14 protein-coding genes are annotated in these 15,262 nt (G+C 44.8%); 8 read left to right on the top strand and 6 right to left on the bottom strand.

Annotation, left to right across the window (positions count from 1 at the left end; translation table 11 throughout):
* Positions 1-293 precede the first annotated feature (293 nt).
* Together BW716_RS14500 and BW716_RS14495 are read left to right on the top strand one after the other, a co-directional pair.
* Positions 294-1,844 carry an Rne/Rng family ribonuclease gene (locus tag BW716_RS14500; RefSeq protein ID WP_083723289.1) on the top strand — a complete coding sequence of 517 codons (1,551 nt, stop codon included), beginning with the start codon at positions 294-296 and terminating at the stop codon, positions 1,842-1,844.
* A gap of 119 nt (positions 1,845-1,963) precedes the next feature.
* Positions 1,964-3,616: a murein L,D-transpeptidase gene (locus tag BW716_RS14495; RefSeq protein WP_179091136.1), complete on the top strand. Its 1,653-nt coding sequence runs from the start codon at positions 1,964-1,966 to the stop codon at positions 3,614-3,616.
* 99 nt (positions 3,617-3,715) lie between these two features.
* Here the strand turns inward: BW716_RS14495 and BW716_RS14490 are convergent, their stop codons facing one another.
* Positions 3,716-4,096 (bottom strand): RidA family protein, encoded by a 381-nt coding sequence (locus tag BW716_RS14490; protein ID WP_083723287.1) that lies wholly within the window; start codon positions 4,094-4,096, stop codon positions 3,716-3,718.
* A 50-nt stretch (positions 4,097-4,146) separates the two neighbouring features.
* Between BW716_RS14490 and BW716_RS14485 the strand changes: the two genes are divergently transcribed.
* From BW716_RS14485 to BW716_RS14460, 6 genes are all read left to right on the top strand, one after another.
* Complete coding sequence (locus BW716_RS14485; protein WP_083723286.1) at positions 4,147-4,800, top strand: 3-hydroxyacyl-CoA dehydrogenase family protein; 654 nt, start codon at positions 4,147-4,149, stop codon at positions 4,798-4,800.
* Positions 4,801-4,803: 3 nt separating this feature from the next.
* Positions 4,804-5,481: a tRNA (adenosine(37)-N6)-threonylcarbamoyltransferase complex dimerization subunit type 1 TsaB gene (tsaB, locus tag BW716_RS14480; RefSeq protein WP_083723285.1), complete on the top strand. Its 678-nt coding sequence runs from the start codon at positions 4,804-4,806 to the stop codon at positions 5,479-5,481.
* A 290-nt stretch (positions 5,482-5,771) separates the two neighbouring features.
* A complete protein-coding gene (locus BW716_RS14475; RefSeq protein ID WP_012788619.1) occupies positions 5,772-6,131 on the top strand; it encodes a helix-turn-helix transcriptional regulator in 360 nt (119 codons plus the stop codon).
* A 293-nt stretch (positions 6,132-6,424) separates the two neighbouring features.
* Positions 6,425-7,828: a rhodanese-like domain-containing protein gene (locus BW716_RS14470; RefSeq protein ID WP_083723284.1), complete on the top strand. Its 1,404-nt coding sequence runs from the start codon at positions 6,425-6,427 to the stop codon at positions 7,826-7,828.
* Between the two features lie 108 nt (positions 7,829-7,936).
* Positions 7,937-8,746: an SDR family oxidoreductase gene (locus BW716_RS14465; protein WP_083723357.1), complete on the top strand. Its 810-nt coding sequence runs from the start codon at positions 7,937-7,939 to the stop codon at positions 8,744-8,746.
* Positions 8,747-8,774: 28 nt separating this feature from the next.
* Positions 8,775-9,086, top strand: a complete 312-nt coding sequence (locus BW716_RS14460; protein ID WP_083723283.1) for a BON domain-containing protein — start codon at positions 8,775-8,777, stop codon at positions 9,084-9,086.
* Positions 9,087-9,240: 154 nt separating this feature from the next.
* On the opposite strand, the gene BW716_RS14455 is transcribed toward BW716_RS14460, so the two are convergent.
* The 5 genes from BW716_RS14455 to BW716_RS14435 are packed head-to-tail and all read right to left on the bottom strand — an operon-like array spanning position 9,241 to position 15,094.
* Positions 9,241-10,101, bottom strand: coding sequence for a lysophospholipid acyltransferase family protein (locus BW716_RS14455; protein ID WP_083723282.1), 861 nt, complete (start codon positions 10,099-10,101; stop codon positions 9,241-9,243).
* Between the two features lie 19 nt (positions 10,102-10,120).
* Positions 10,121-11,719, bottom strand: a complete 1,599-nt coding sequence (gene nadB, locus BW716_RS14450; protein WP_083723281.1) for an L-aspartate oxidase — start codon at positions 11,717-11,719, stop codon at positions 10,121-10,123.
* Positions 11,720-11,753: 34 nt separating this feature from the next.
* The gene (locus tag BW716_RS14445; RefSeq protein ID WP_083723280.1) at positions 11,754-12,344 is read right to left on the bottom strand and encodes a hypothetical protein; all 591 of its coding nucleotides are present in this window, start codon (positions 12,342-12,344) and stop codon (positions 11,754-11,756) included.
* 56 nt (positions 12,345-12,400) lie between these two features.
* Complete coding sequence (locus BW716_RS14440) at positions 12,401-13,738, bottom strand: PAS domain-containing sensor histidine kinase (RefSeq protein WP_083723279.1); 1,338 nt, start codon at positions 13,736-13,738, stop codon at positions 12,401-12,403.
* Complete coding sequence (locus BW716_RS14435; protein WP_083723278.1) at positions 13,739-15,094, bottom strand: sigma-54 dependent transcriptional regulator; 1,356 nt, start codon at positions 15,092-15,094, stop codon at positions 13,739-13,741. It abuts the gene before it with no gap.
* Positions 15,095-15,262 lie beyond the last annotated feature (168 nt).

Genomic DNA, 15,262 nt, shown 5'->3' with positions numbered 1-15,262 from the left:
TTCCCGCCATTTATACTAACCAGGTTTTATTTGCGGCGTGTTAATCGGATAAATTTTTTTATATACCCTGCATGATTTTAGCGATTATTCTTAAATTGCTGAAGTCATGCAGGTTTTTCCACAATTCCCGCTTAGCATCCCGGATATTACCTGCTAGATCGCTAAACCCTTAAGCAATCCATCATCATGTATGCTAACGTCATTGTTAGCTATAATCTGGTATGCAGTAAGCTGTTATTAAATAGTCGTGCATAACATAAAGGTGAAGTTATAATGGTTAAAATTTTGGACGCTTGAACAAGGAACTAATTATAAATGCGGCACCTACTGGTGTGGAAATAGCGTTGCTGGAAGATAAAAAATTGGTCGAATTGCATCATGAAAGTGGCAACCCCAATTTTGCTGTAGGAGATTTATACCTGGGGCGGGTTAAAAAACTAATTCCAGGCCTGAATGCGGCGTTTGTCGATGTTGGCTTTGAGAAAGATGCCTTTTTGCATTACACTGATCTTAGCCCTTACATACGCTCAATACTAAAATTTACCCAGCAGGCTATTTCTGATAAAACCCCCGAGGGGTTTGATTTTACAAAGTTTAAGAACGAGCCGGAAATTGTAAAAACCGGTAAAATCACAGACGTACTGGGCGGTAAACCCAATATTCTTGTGCAAATTCTGAAAGAGCCCATTTCTTCAAAAGGCCCCCGTCTGAGCTGCGAGATTTCTTTACCAGGAAGATTTATCGTGTTAACACCCTTTAATGACATTGTAGCTGTATCCAAAAAGATACACTCTTCCGAAGAAAGAAAACGCCTGCAAAAGATCGTCGAAGCTATCAAAACACCCAATTTCGGTGTGATAGTCCGCACAGCCGCTGAAGGAAAGAAAACTGCAGAACTGCACGAAGACCTTACCACCCTGGTCGAAACCTGGAAAAATATTCAGTCAAATCTGAAGGGCGCACAACCTCCACAGAAAATACTGAGCGAACAGGCCAAGACTACCAGTATTCTCCGTGACCTGCTGAACGAAAGTTTTAACAGGATCGTGATTAACGATAAGAACATGTACACTGATACCCGGGCGTATATCCAAAAGATAGCTCCCGAGAAGCAGGATATTGTTACTTATTATCATAATGGCGCACCCATTTTTGATCACTACGGCATTACCCGTCAGGTAAAAGCTTCCTTTGGCAAAACTGTCAACCTGGATAGTGGTGTATACCTTATTATTGAAGCAACTGAAGCCCTCCATGTCATCGACGTGAACAGCGGCTACAAGAGCTCCAGTAATAACCAGGAACAAAATGCCCTGGCATCCAACCTGGAAGCTGCTGCCGAAATTGCCCGACAACTACGTCTGCGCGACCTTGGAGGTATCATCATCATTGACTTCATCGATATGAAGCTGCCTGAAAACAAAAAGGTAGTGTATGAAGCAATGGAGAAATTTATGGCCCAGGATAGAGCTAAACACACCATCCTGCCTATCTCCAAGTTCGGACTCATGCAGATCACCCGCCAAAGGGTGAAACCGGAAGTCACAATTTCTGTAGCAGAAGATTGCCCTACCTGTCATGGTACCGGCAAAATCGGCGCTTCTGTACTGATCATTGATGACATCGAAAAGAACCTGCAATACCTGATTAACCATCAGCATAAGGGACTCTCCATCCATGTGCACCCCATATTTAAAGCTTTCCTTACACAAGGATTCCTTACCTCTCGTCAATGGAAATGGTATTTCCTGTATAAGAAATGGATCAAAATTAAAGCTGACTCTAACTACCACCTGACAGAGTATCGCTTTTTTGATGTCAATGATGAAGAAATAAAACTCTAGAACTGAATCAGCACAATATTGCAAAATGCTTAATGCCGTAACCGCATTAAGCATTTTGCTTTTAAATGGGTATCAACTTTTTCCTTTACTTTTATACAATACCACATTAAATCATGATCATGCGCAATGTTCCCCTATTTCTGCTTGCATTGGCAGCTGTTTTCGCATCCTGTAACCACGAAGGTAAACGTAAACGACAGCGCGCAAGAGATACCAGTCACTATACCCAGAAGGACTATATTGACCTGACGCTTGATAGTAATGCTGTAAATACTTTTTTACAGCACGATTCCAGCAATGCTTCTTATATCCGTAGCTTCTACAGACAACGTAACTATCACTTTGCATGGATTGGCAATGATGGACAACTGACCGAACAGGCAGGTAACTTTATCAACCTGATGAAATCTGATGCCGCCTTTGGTTTGAATGATACTAGTATCATCAGCCGTCCGCTGCGGGACGTGTACGATACCCTCATGATGGAAGGAGGTAAACTGAAACCAGGTGATAAATCTGTTTCCCAGATTGAACTGTCGCTCACTGCCCAGTTTTTTGTTTATGGCAATAAAGTATGGGGTGGTCTGACTTCTGATACTGCCAAAGACCTGGAATGGTTCATTCCTCGCAAACAGATCAATATGGAAGGCCTGCTGGACTCTATGATCACCCGTTCAGCAAATGCATTTGAAGAACCAGTAAACATACAGTATAAACTGTTGCGCAATAAACTCAAACAACTGGCTGCACTGGAAAAAGAGCCATGGGATTCCCTGCGTGCAGCAGAGAAATTATATAAACAAGGAGCCTCTGCACCAGTGGTTGCAAGTGTAAAACATCGCCTTTATCTGTTAGGCGATCTGGTGGCAGATGATACTACTGCTTTGTTTACACCAGCATTGGATTCAGCTATCCGCAACTTCCAGGATAGAACCGGTCTAAAAACGGATGGAACTATTCAGTTACCTTTACTGCGTGCACTGAATGTAACACCTAAACAACGTATTACACAAATCCTGATCAACATGGAGCGTCTGCGTTGGGTACCTGCTTCACCACCATCTACTTATTTGCTGGTAAATATTCCTGCATTTAAACTGTATGTATACGATAGCAGTAAACTGGATTGGAGTTGCAATGTAGTAGTAGGAAAACCAGGTGCGAATACCGTTATCTTCAGCAATGAAGTAAAGTATGTAGTGTTTGCCCCATATTGGAATGTACCGCCTGGTATCCTGCAAAAAGAAGTGCTACCTGCTATGCGTCGCAACAGTGGCTATCTGGCCAGAAACCATATGGAAGTGGTGACAGGAAATGGCAAACCAGTAAGTGCCCAATCTATTAATTGGGCTAAAGCTTCTGCTTCTAATTTCCCATATATTATTCGTCAATTACCGGGTGGATCCAATTCTTTGGGTAAGGTGAAATTTCTCTTCCCGAATGAATATAATATCTATCTGCACGATACGCCATCCAAAGGTTTATTTGGTGAGAACAAACGTACTTTCAGCCATGGCTGTATCAGGGTTTCCGAACCTCAGCACCTGGCAGAATGGTTGCTGCGCAAAGATTCCAGCTGGACGAAGTCAAAGATTGTAGATGCGATGAATGCGAGTAAGGAAAAGTTTGTAACGCTGAAACAACGGGTGCCGGTGTTTATCGGATATTTCACTGCGTTTGTGGACAGTGAGGGCAGATTGAATTTCAGAGATGATGTATATGGCCATGATGCGAAACTGGCTACCACCTTATTTGGAACAGGGGCTGACTAAAAAGTAAAATGAAGGTGTTCAGAATTGCGGAAAAGCAATTTCGGCTCCATCACCTACCCGAGAGGGGGGCCCCTTTTTGGTCAGCCCCTGGCTTTCATATTATTTGCTGGCGATCACAGAGATCTCCACGTGTACGTTCTTGGGCAAAGCCGCTACCTGCACCGTTTCGCGGGCAGGGAAATAACCGCTGAAGTAACTACCGTAAGCTTCATTGATCTTGCCGAAATCGTTCATGTCGGTGATGAAGATGGTGCTCTTCAGTACATCGCTGAAATCCATACCTGCAGCATTCAGAATCGCTTTTACATTCTGCATTACCTGGTGTGTTTCTGCAACGATATCTTCAGTTACCAGCTGATTGGTGGCTGGATTGATAGCAATCTGTCCGGAAGCAAAAAGCATATTACCTGTCAGGATTGCCTGGTTATATGGGCCAATTGGAGCAGGCGCATTCGGAGTATTGATGATCTGTTTTTCCATAGTGTAAAAATAATTAGTTATTAATTAATAGGTTTGCGAAAATTTAGCCCATGAATATCCTTATTATCGGAGATGAGCAAAATTTTATATCGTTACAGCGCAAAGGTGGTCTGGTTGCACATACAGTGGAGCGGACCGATAGCCTGAAAGGAGCGGAAGCACTGCAAAACAGGGACCTCGTCATTGACTTACAGTTTGATGCGCATCCGGAAAATGCCTCTGTTTACGCGCAATATCCGGCTATTCCGGTGCTGGCAGGTGTGGTGAAAACCTCTCTGCAGACTGTTAAGAAAACATATGGTTGTACGCTGATCGGTTGCAACTGGTTACCGGGGTTTATTGATATGCCGGTGACAGAAATCTCCCTGCTGGAAGCAATTCAACAACCTGTTTTAGCAGCTATTATGCAGCAACTGGGTTGGGAGTATGAACTGGTGCAGGATGCGGTAGGTATGGTCACTCCCCGGGTGGTATGTATGATCATCAATGAGGCCTACATGGCGGCTGAAACAAACACAGCATCCAGGGAAGACATTGATGTCGCTATGAAACTGGGCACCAATTATCCCATGGGGCCTTTTGAATGGAGTAAAAAAATCGGGATCAAAGAAGTATACGAAGTACTTGCTGCTGTATACACAGCTACTGGCAATGAACGATATGCTATCAGTGAATTATTGGAAAAGGAAGCTAGAAAAAATTAAATAATGGCATTAATACTCAATATCGATACGGCTACGAATATAGGTTCAGTATGTCTTTCTAAAGATGGACAGGTAATACAAACCCTGGTCAATGATCAGCAGCAGGATCATGCTGCGATTATGACTTTGTTTATTCAGCAGTTAATGCAGGAACACCATGTGAAGCCTGCACAACTGGATGCCATCGCTGTGAGTGCCGGACCTGGTTCCTATACCGGATTGAGGGTAGGAGTGGCTACTGCCAAAGGGTTATGTTATGCCTGGGAAAAACCGTTGATAGCGATTTCTACGCTACAACAGATGACACAGGGGATCCTAAGTGTCGTTAATGATGAAAATGCCTTGTACGCGCCAATGCTGGATGCACGTCGTATGGAAGTATATACCGCCATATACACTGCACAGCTGGATGAAATCCTTGCTCCACAGGCATTGATTCTAACTCCTGAGGCTTACGCTGCTCAACTGGCTGACAAGAAAGTTTTCTTCTTCGGAAATGGTAGTGACAAGTGGCAGCAATTAATTGGACAGCACGCCCATGCTACATTTTTACCATATACATTGAATGCTGCACATATGGTACAATTAGCAGAAAAAGCTTTTGAAAAGGGTACATTTGAAGATGTGGCATATTTCAGTCCATTCTACCTCAAACCTTTTCACTCAACTATGAAGAAATAAGTCCCATACTGCCACAAATACACCTTTTGCCCCCAAATACTTCTTATTCGCTCTCAAAAAGAAGCGTATTCTTAACATTTATGAAAAATACTGTCATAGAACTGTCAAATTACGTTTAATTGGCAAGTAAACCCCGTCTATATATTAAAAAATAAGGTATAGAAGTTTTTTTTATTACGACTAATATTATATTTTTGTATAAATCGATACCCGGTTATTGTTTTCTAACAAGTTATGGGTTTACTGTCCGTTGATCCCTTTCATTTCATCATTTTTAAAACTATTATGCGATGGAAAAAACATTATTAACGACCTCTTCTAATACTCTTATTATTTCTAGAGGTACCAATGAAAAAGACCAAATTAAATTGGATTACATTGCCGTTAAGAAGGCAGCTATGGTATTGCGTGCAATAAATCATAAGCTGCGCCAGCAAATGATTAAGCTGCTGGAAGATCACAAAAAAATGACAGTGACTGAAATCTACGTTAAGCTGCGTCTTGAGCAGTCAGTAGCTTCACAGCACCTGGCTATTCTTCGTCGTGCCGGCATTGTGATTACCGAAAGAGATGGTAAATTCATTCACTATACGATTAACAAACAACGTATAGCAGAAGTTGCCAAATTCGTAGAAGAGCTGGTAGGCTAATATGGTTTTGGTTATTGCTCAGCTGAGTACAAAAAATATTGGGGCCTAACTAAGAGTGCAATAAGCTGAGAACTTTTAGTTAGGTTCAAATTTTTGCGGGGGAAGCATTTGCTAGTAGTAATAACTCAGTAGCATTGTAAAATCTTTTAACATCATTCCGGTTATGAACAACATAACGGGTTGATGTTTTTTTGCTATACATATCTGTTTAGCATTCTTAATATATTCTCTCCTCATACCCATGGTAGCTTCCTGCTTTAATTATCCGTAAATTTGCAGGAAATCAAAGATCAATGTTTGTAAAGCAACTGTATACTAATTGCTTATCGGAGGCTGCCTACTTTATAGAGTCGGAAGGTGAAGCTGTTGTGATAGATCCCCTGCGGGATATCGATGCATACCTTGACCTCGCTAAAGAGCGCAATGCCACTATAAAGTATATTTTCGAAACACATTTTCATGCTGATTTCGTATCAGGTCACCTGGATCTGGCTGCCGCTACGCAGGCGCCTATCGTATATGGTCCTGAAGCCGTAACCAGCTTTCCTATCTATAAAGCAAAAGACGAAGAAATATTCAATATCGGAAAACTGCGTTTGCAGGTGATCCATACTCCCGGTCATACGCTGGAATCTACCTGTTACCTGCTGCTGAACGAACAGGGTCAACCTGCCAGCCTGTTTACAGGTGATACCCTCTTTGTAGGTGATGTAGGCCGTCCGGACCTCTTCAGTGGTAACCTGACTAAAGAAGAACTGGCGGGTCTGCTGTTCGACTCCCTGAATAATAAGATCAAAACTTTGCCAGATAACGTAATCGTTTATCCTGCTCATGGTCCAGGTTCTTCCTGTGGTAAGAATCTGGGTCCGAATACTTTCAGTACGCTGGGTGAGGAAAAGGCGACTAACTATGCACTGCTGGCTAACGATAAAGCATCTTTCATTGCTGAAGTAACCGATGGTCTGACTACACCTCCATCCTACTTCCCAATCAATGCAAGAATTAACAAGGAAGGTTACGATACGCTGCAGGCGGTAATGGAAAAGAGTAACCAGCCCCTGAGCGTTGAGGAATTCAAAGCCAAATTGAAAGAAGGCATCCTGATCCTGGATACACGTCCTGCTACTGAATTTGCAGAAGGTTTTGTACCTGGATCCCTCAGCATCGGATTGGAAGGCCGTTTTGCAGAGTGGGCGGGCAGTCTCCTGAACTTTGAGCAGGAAATCGTACTGGTTACTACCCCCGGTCAGGAAGCAGAAACGATCGTTCGTCTGGCACGTGTAGGTTTCGACCATGTAGTAGGTTACCTGAAAGGTGGCTATGAAGCATGGGTTGCTGCTGGTCAAAAACTTGATATGATCATTAACGTAGAGCCTGATGAACTGGCAATGGACATTCCTCATGACCCTAACCTGGTGATTGTGGATGTACGCAAACCAGCTGAGTACGCAGACGGTCACATCAAGGATGCCATTAACCTGACCCTGAGTGATATGACAGATCCGGGCACCCTGGGTGATTTCGATGAATTACATAACCTGTATGTTCATTGCCAGGGTGGTTACAGAAGTATCATTGCCTGCTCCATTCTGAAGAGAGAAGGTATTCACAACCTGCGCAATGTGGAAGGTGGTTTCAACAACATGAAAGGCATACAAGGGCTGGAAGTGGTGAAAGAAAATAACGTATTGAATTAATACACTTATTACCAAATAGTTAAAAAAGGATCGTGCCAGGTGCACGGTCCTTTTTGATTTTGCGGGAGGTATGCTTTTTGACAAACAATGTGGAAAATAGTATTTTCTATGGGCAAACAATTACGAGGACAGATTGCACTGGTCACCGGTAGTAGTACGGGTATCGGAGCCGCTATAGCACTGGCAATGGCCGAAGCAGGCGCTGCCGTGATCATTAACTTTCACAGTGACAAGAGCAGGCCAGATGCGGAGAAAATCCTGGACGATATTAAATCTGCCGGTGGGGATGGTTTCGTACATCAATGTGACATCAGTCAGGAAGCGGAGGTGCTGACCATGTATTCAGCCATCTTATCCCGTTATGGTACGCTTGATATAGCAGTGACCAATGCAGGCATTCAGCAGGATGCGCCATTCCTTGAAATGACCCTGGACCAGTGGAATGTGGTAATTGGGACCAATCTTACAGGACAATTTCTATGTGCCCGTGAAGCCGCAAAGGAATTCAAAAGAAGGGGGGTACAGCCCTCCCGCTCCAAAGCCGCCGGGAAAATAATTTGTATGAGTAGTGTGCACGAAGTAATACCCTGGGCCGGCCATGTGAATTATGCAGCCAGCAAGGGTGGGGTGAAATTACTCATGCAATCTATGGCACAGGAATTGGCTCCATATAAGATAAGAGTAAACAGTCTGGGGCCTGGTGCAATCAAAACACGCATTAACAAAGATGCATGGGATACGCCAGCGGATGAGCAGAAATTATTGGAACTGATACCATATGGCAGGGTCGGGGTTCCTGAAGATATCGCGAAAGCTGCCGTGTGGCTGGCGAGTGATGAGAGTGATTATGTCACAGGTACTACTTTGTTTATTGATGGAGGAATGACCCTTTATCCCGGCTTTGCCGACAATGGATAGAGCATTATAGGATTTTAAAATTTTAACCATGGATTGCAAATCTTTATTGATGGCCGCCAGCACACTGGTGGTTACCAGCCTGTACTCGTGCCGGCCCGGAGATGATACTCTAAAGTTGGCCGTAATTGATAAATTGAATAATTCCCCCGGCATCACTGCCGAGGTGAAAGATGGAATAGTAGACCTAAATGGGGAGGTCCCTAATGACAGTGCGAAAGTAGCAGCAGAAGATGCAGTAAAGAATATAAATGGAGTGAAAGCTGTCAACAATAATATCATGGTGGAACCAGTAATTCCACCGCTACCGCCAATGCCGGAAGATACTGTCAATCAGCAATAAAGGGGCTGACTAAAAAGTAAAATGAAGGTGTTCAGAATTGCGGAAAAGCAATTTCGGCTCCATCACCTACCCGAGAGGGGGGCCCCTTTTTGGTCAGCCCCTCTGAAAACAGGGTTCATTCCCGTTGGTAAATTTCCTCTTTTCATGAATGGTTTTATTGCTGATTATAGCGATGTTTCCACCTTCTGTGGCTCCATACCCACACATCTGGCTGTTCCAATATATTGTTCTCAAGATATCGTACAAAAGTTTCTGTGACCTTGCCTTCCGGTTCCTGCTGGGGATGTTCAAATGCCAGCTTTAGCTTAGCATCGTAGTAGCCTCTCTTTACTTTTCGTATGTCTACAAATACTACAGGTGTATCATTCCTTCTGGCGCTCATTTCCGGTCCTTTATAGAAAGCAGTCATTCTGTTCAGGAAAGGGAACCAGTAGCTACGCCGTGGATTGCCAGGATTCTGATCTGCCACCAGTGCAATGAGGTGTTGTTTATGCTGCCAGGGTGCCATCGCCTCCCTGATATCATTCGCAGGGATCAGTACTGTGCCTGATTTCTCACGAAAGTGACGGAAGAAGCGATCAGCAGATTTGTTGGTGAGCGGCATGTATACTACCAGGAAAGGGAAGCCGACTCTCTGCATGCAAAATACATTGGCCCATTCCCAGTTGAAATTATGGCCTAAATGCAACTGACAACTTTTGCCCTGTGCATAGAGTTCATGTAATACTGTTAAATCACATTTAAAACGTTTTTCCAACGACTTTTTGCTCATGGTCAGCAGTTTGGCGGTCTCCACGATCATATCCGTCAGATTGCGGTAATAACTCCTTGCCAGCCTGGTGATTTCAGCAGGAGATTTTTCCGGAAATGACTTGCGGAGATTGTCAAATACAATCTTTTTCCGGTAGCCTACCAGGTAGTAAATAATGAGGTATAACCCATCGCTGATGAAGTATAACAGCCACAACGGCAATATTGAAATGGCGTATGTAAAAGCCAGAATTAAATAGTACATCTCTACTTAGCAACAAATTCTATAACACAATGTTTTGTACCAGTTCGCTCTTGTTTGGATAATCGGTATTGAAATGAAGACCTCTGCTTTCCTTGCGGAAGGAAGCGCTTTTTACGATCAAATAACCTACGGTGATCAGGTTGCGCAGCTCACACAATTGCGGAGAGACTTCTGTCTTCTCATAGAGGTTTTCTGTTTCTTCGTGCAGAATGTCCAGTCTGCGTATTGCTCTCTGGATACGTTCATTGGTACGCACGATACCAAGATAATCACTCATAATCTGCTTCAGTTCCTTCAGGCTCTGGGTAATGAGGATCATTTCCTTGGGAGCCGTGGTTCCTGCTGCATTCCAGTCAGGTACGTTTCCTTTGAATGGAATTGCATCGATCCTGTTTACGGCCGTCTGGTAACAACGGTGTGCAAACACCATGGCTTCCAGCAGTGAATTGGACGCAAGGCGGTTGGCGCCGTGTAATCCTGTGCTGGAGCACTCGCCGCATGCATACAGGTTCTGAATGCTGGTACAACCATGTTCATTTACTTTGATACCTCCGCAGCTATAGTGAGCAGCCGGAGCTACCGGAATCATGTCCTTCTTCACATCGATACCAGATGTCAGGCATTTCTCATAGATGTTGGGGAAGTGGTGAATGAACTTCTCCATATCCATATGCCGGCAATCGAGGTATACATGTTCTGTACCGGTGATCTTCATCTCACTGTCTATTGCTCTGGCCACGATATCTCGGGGAGCGAGGGAGAGACGGGGATCGTATTTATGCATGAAGTCTTCGCCGTGTATATTGCGCAGAATACCACCATCGCCACGTACAGCTTCTGTAATCAGGAAGGCGTTGTTCACACCCGGCTGATAGAGCGCGGTAGGGTGAAACTGGATGAATTCCATATTTTCAATTCTACCTTTGGCGCGGTACACCATAGCCACACCATCGCCAGAGGCGATAGAAGGGTTAGTGGTGCTACGATACACCTGCCCATTGCCACCAGTGGCGATGAGGGTGATGCGGCTCAGTATCTTTTCTATCTTGTTTGTGAGAAGGTTCAATACGTATACACCATAACATTCAATGTCAGGCGTGGATTTGGTTACCAGGTAACCCAGGTGGTGCTGGGTGATGAGGTCTACCACAAAGCAGTGAGTGACCAGTTCGATATTTGGATGCTGGCGAACGGCTGCCAGCAAGGCTCTTTCTATTTCATAACCCGTGATGTCTTTGTAGTGGATCACCCTGAATTCCGAATGTCCGCCTTCTCTTCCAAGGGCAAAGTCTCCGTCAGGATTCTTATCAAAGTTGGCGCCCCATTCAATGATCTCATTTACCCGCTCGGGGCCTTCCTTTACCACGATCTCTACTATTTTCTCATTGCATAGGCCATCGCCGGCAATCAGGGTGTCTTCAATGTGCTTGGCAAAGCTGTCGTTCTCAAGATCATTCACTACGGCTACACCACCCTGTGCATACTTCGTATTCGTTTCGTCTTCCTGGGTCTTAGTGATGATGGTGATCTTTTTATCTGGACAGGCACCTGCTATTTTGAGCGCATAGGTTAATCCTGCGATGCCGGAACCAATCACTAAAAAATCTGTCTGTTGCATAATAACTCATCTAGCGAATCAAATGTACGGTATATTACCGGATTGCGTAGGGGATACCCTGCTTTTGCCATATATAACGGGTAGCACCGTAGACGAGGCCGTAATTGGCTAATGCGTAGCAGATCAAGCTGATAGTTGGTGGAAGTGCGCCACCGGCAATGAGGAAGGAGATGCCTGCCAGGCAATACCAGCCAGCTGGCTGATCACTGAGGCGAAAGGCATGCATAACGGATTGGAGGGCTATAGAAGCAGTGAAAAGACAAAGGACCACAGGCCAGACCGTTTCCAGTGTAGGCAGGAAATAGAAGAAGATCGCCAGACCCAGCGCTTCTGTCAGAAAGATAAATGCCCACTTACAGGTAGGTAGTGGATAATTCGTATACCGGATCTTTAAAAAGAAAGCAATATAGACGATGTGAACCAGCGGTATAGAAGCACCGGCGAGAAGGTGGACTAAAGGTGGACTTGTAATAGCTAAGCCTATGATTAACAGCACTCTGATAAGTGTTGGTGTGTAGCGGGTGCCGGATATGAAAAATACGGCCGCATAAACAATTAAAAGAACCATTGACAGCTCCTTCAGCCATGCGGAATTCACAAAACAGCCCCAAAGCAGTATAGGCATTGTGCCCCAATAAAGACTGTTAAAGACAACCGGTTTCATGTTACTAAAATAAGGATTTACACCGTAGCAAGGATCACTTTAAATGTAGTACCATTACTACTGGTACTATCTACTTTCAATTGCCCGCCATGCAGCTGGATGATTTGCTGAGAGAGGCTAAGACCGATACCGCTGCCTTTGCGCTTAGTGGTATAGAAAGGGATAAAGATCTTATTGATTGCATCCGCATCTATACCCGGACCATTGTCGGCAATGGAGATGCAAACCTGGTTAGGCGTGGTCATCGTTGCGGTGAGTTTGATTTCCGGGTGAGCGGTGTGTTCCAGTGCATCCATGGCATTTTTGACCAGGTTGATCAGCACCATCTGCAACTGGGCACTGTCTGCATGAATTTCTGCACCGGCAGAATCTACTTCAAACTGGTAATAGATGCCTGCCTGTTTAAGATCCGATTGCAACAGGTTACTCACTACTGTGATCAGTTCCTTGATATTAACATCCGTGAATTGTGGCTTGGGAAGAGCGGTATAATCCCTGTAGGCGTTGACGAAGTTCATGATGCCTTTACTCCGGCTTTTGATCGTTTCCAGCGCTTCTATCAGGTCGGTAATCGCCTCGGGCTGGTGGCTATCCGGTGCAATGTCCTGCTCTATAATATCCTGCATGGTGCTTATGAGGGATACGATCGGGGTGACAGAGTTCATGATTTCATGACGAAGGATCTTGGTCAGGTTCTGCCAGGCTTCCAGCTCTTTTTGTTGCAGCTCTGCATGAATGTTTTGCAGGGAGATCAATTTGACCAGGCGGCCCTGTAAACGTACAGTTGCTGCCTGAATCGAGAGTTGTTGTTCAGTACGGGTACGATACAGGATCTTATTGCCGGAGTGCACCTGTAGCAATAATTCAGGCAGATCGGGGTGAGCTGATTTTAACTCTGCTATGTTGCGTAGGCGATAGATGCCCAGTAACTTGAAAGCTGCAGGGTTGATGAGTTCTATTCTACCCTCCGCATCAAAAGACAGTACGCCGATGCTGATATGCTGTACGATCGTATCGATGTATTTCAGGTTCGCTTCCTTTTCGGCCCTGGTTTGCCGAAAGGCTTCCAGTACTTCGTTGAACTGGTAATTGAGTGCCTGAAAGCTTTTCCCCATTTTATTATCGGCGCTGAACCGGATGGAAAAGTCTTCGTAACGGATGGACTCCAAAAAAAGTGTGAGCTTTCTGTTAATCCTGTTCATGTAGTAATACATTCCATAGATCTGCAGGCAGATCAGGGCGGCGATAGCTAACCCGGGAATCGGCCCCAGTATCCTCCATACTTCTACGCCGGCAATGGTGCTGGCGGTGAGCAGGAGTATTCGCAGGAATATATTGACGCTGAACCGGTTCATTTAGATATTATATTTTTCCAGTCTTCTATAGAGTGCTGCTCTGCTGAGGCCCAGTTCCCTGGCGGCTTCAGTGATGTTGCCATTACATTTCTTCATGGCCTGGGTGATGATGTTGCGCTCCATTTCTTCCAGGTTATAGCCGGTATTCAGCTGGGTTTCCTGTACAGGGTTTTTCACAAATACATCTTTAGCCTGCAATACCTTGCCCTGGGAGAGAATGACCGCTCTCTCCATAGCGTGTTGCAGTTCACGGATATTCCCTGGCCAGTCATATTGTAGCAACTGCTGTACGAGTGATTCGTGCAGACTATTCACCGGGCGTTTATATTTACTGCTATACAATTGGAGGAAATGTTCTGCCAGGGCTATGATGTCTTCCTGTCTTTCTCTGAGAGGAGGAAGGTGTATTTCAATTGTATTGATCCGGTAGAGTAAATCCTGGCGAAACAGGTATTGTGCCGCCATCTGCTGAATGTTGCGGTTAGTGGCGCAGATAAGACGTACATCTACAGGATGGGCTTTGTTACTACCTACTTTGGTCACCGACCTGTTTTGCAATACGGTGAGCAGTTTTGCCTGTAACGGAAGGGAAATGTTTCCCAGTTCATCGAGGAAGATGGTGCCTTTGTTGGCTTCTTCAAACCGACCGATCCTGTCTTCGCGGGCATCTGTAAAGGCGCCTTTCACATGGCCAAACAGTTCACTTTCAAACAGACTTTCACTGATGGCCCCAAGGTCTACGCTCACAAAAGGGTGGGAGGTACGATGGGAGAGCTGGTGAATATGTCTGGCCAGCATATCCTTGCCAGTGCCATTTTCACCTAGAATGAGTACGTTGGCATCTGTGCCGGCTACCCTTTCAGCTGTATCCAATACTGCCATCATGGACGGACTATTGCCAATGATTGAACTATTATTGTTAGTCGCTGGGGTAGGTGGGGCTACCTTGTCCTTGTGTTGGTGTTTTTTGTTGTAAGCTCCCTGCATAGTGGCCAGGAGCTTTTCATTTTCCCAGGGTTTCAGCACAAAATCAGCTGCTCCTGCTTTGATGGCCCTTACTGCCATTTCCACGTCGCCATAGGCCGTGAACATAACTACTGCTGCAGTGGGTTGAATGTCCAGTATCCTGTCCAGCCATTCAAATCCTTCCTTACCACTGCTCAGGTCACGGGTAAAGTTCATGTCCAGCAGGATCACGTCGTATTCAAAATTAGATACCAGGTAAGGGATCTTCTGGGGATTGCGCTCAAAGTCTACCTGGCCAAAATGGCGTTTCAACAGGAGGCGTGCTGCGCGCAATACGTCCATATCATCATCTACTATCAGTATTTTACCAGGCAGTGTAGTCGTAGTCATAACCAATTCAAATAAATATATTGTTGATAGAGCACCGCAAACAATGTTCCCGACAATGATTGACCTGGGCAAACGAATGCGGATGTGGCTACTGGCAATATTATAAAAAGATTTCGGTTTTTGGCAGTACTGGCAACGGATTGGGGGAAAGTGTCCGGAATTGGACGT

This window comes from [Flexibacter] sp. ATCC 35208 (assembly GCF_001975825.1).
Classification (GTDB): Bacteria; Bacteroidota; Bacteroidia; order Chitinophagales; family Chitinophagaceae; genus Chitinophaga.
Note: the sequence above shows the minus strand (reverse complement) of the source record. Positions and strands in the feature narration are given on the sequence as shown.

Coding starts and splice junctions, on each gene's coding strand:
- BW716_RS14495 (WP_179091136.1), top strand. CDS start 1,964: ATGCGCAATGTTCCCCTATTTCTGCTTGCATTGGCAGCTGTTTTCGCA.
- BW716_RS14490 (WP_083723287.1), bottom strand. CDS start 4,096: ATGGAAAAACAGATCATCAATACTCCGAATGCGCCTGCTCCAATTGGC.
- BW716_RS14485 (WP_083723286.1), top strand. CDS start 4,147: ATGAATATCCTTATTATCGGAGATGAGCAAAATTTTATATCGTTACAG.
- tsaB (WP_083723285.1), top strand. CDS start 4,804: ATGGCATTAATACTCAATATCGATACGGCTACGAATATAGGTTCAGTA.
- BW716_RS14475 (WP_012788619.1), top strand. CDS start 5,772: ATGGAAAAAACATTATTAACGACCTCTTCTAATACTCTTATTATTTCT.
- BW716_RS14470 (WP_083723284.1), top strand. CDS start 6,425: ATGTTTGTAAAGCAACTGTATACTAATTGCTTATCGGAGGCTGCCTAC.
- BW716_RS14465 (WP_083723357.1), top strand. CDS start 7,937: ATGGGCAAACAATTACGAGGACAGATTGCACTGGTCACCGGTAGTAGT.
- BW716_RS14460 (WP_083723283.1), top strand. CDS start 8,775: ATGGATTGCAAATCTTTATTGATGGCCGCCAGCACACTGGTGGTTACC.
- BW716_RS14455 (WP_083723282.1), bottom strand. CDS start 10,101: ATGTACTATTTAATTCTGGCTTTTACATACGCCATTTCAATATTGCCG.
- nadB (WP_083723281.1), bottom strand. CDS start 11,719: ATGCAACAGACAGATTTTTTAGTGATTGGTTCCGGCATCGCAGGATTA.
- BW716_RS14445 (WP_083723280.1), bottom strand. CDS start 12,344: ATGCCTATACTGCTTTGGGGCTGTTTTGTGAATTCCGCATGGCTGAAG.
- BW716_RS14440 (WP_083723279.1), bottom strand. CDS start 13,738: ATGAACCGGTTCAGCGTCAATATATTCCTGCGAATACTCCTGCTCACC.
- BW716_RS14435 (WP_083723278.1), bottom strand. CDS start 15,094: ATGACTACGACTACACTGCCTGGTAAAATACTGATAGTAGATGATGAT.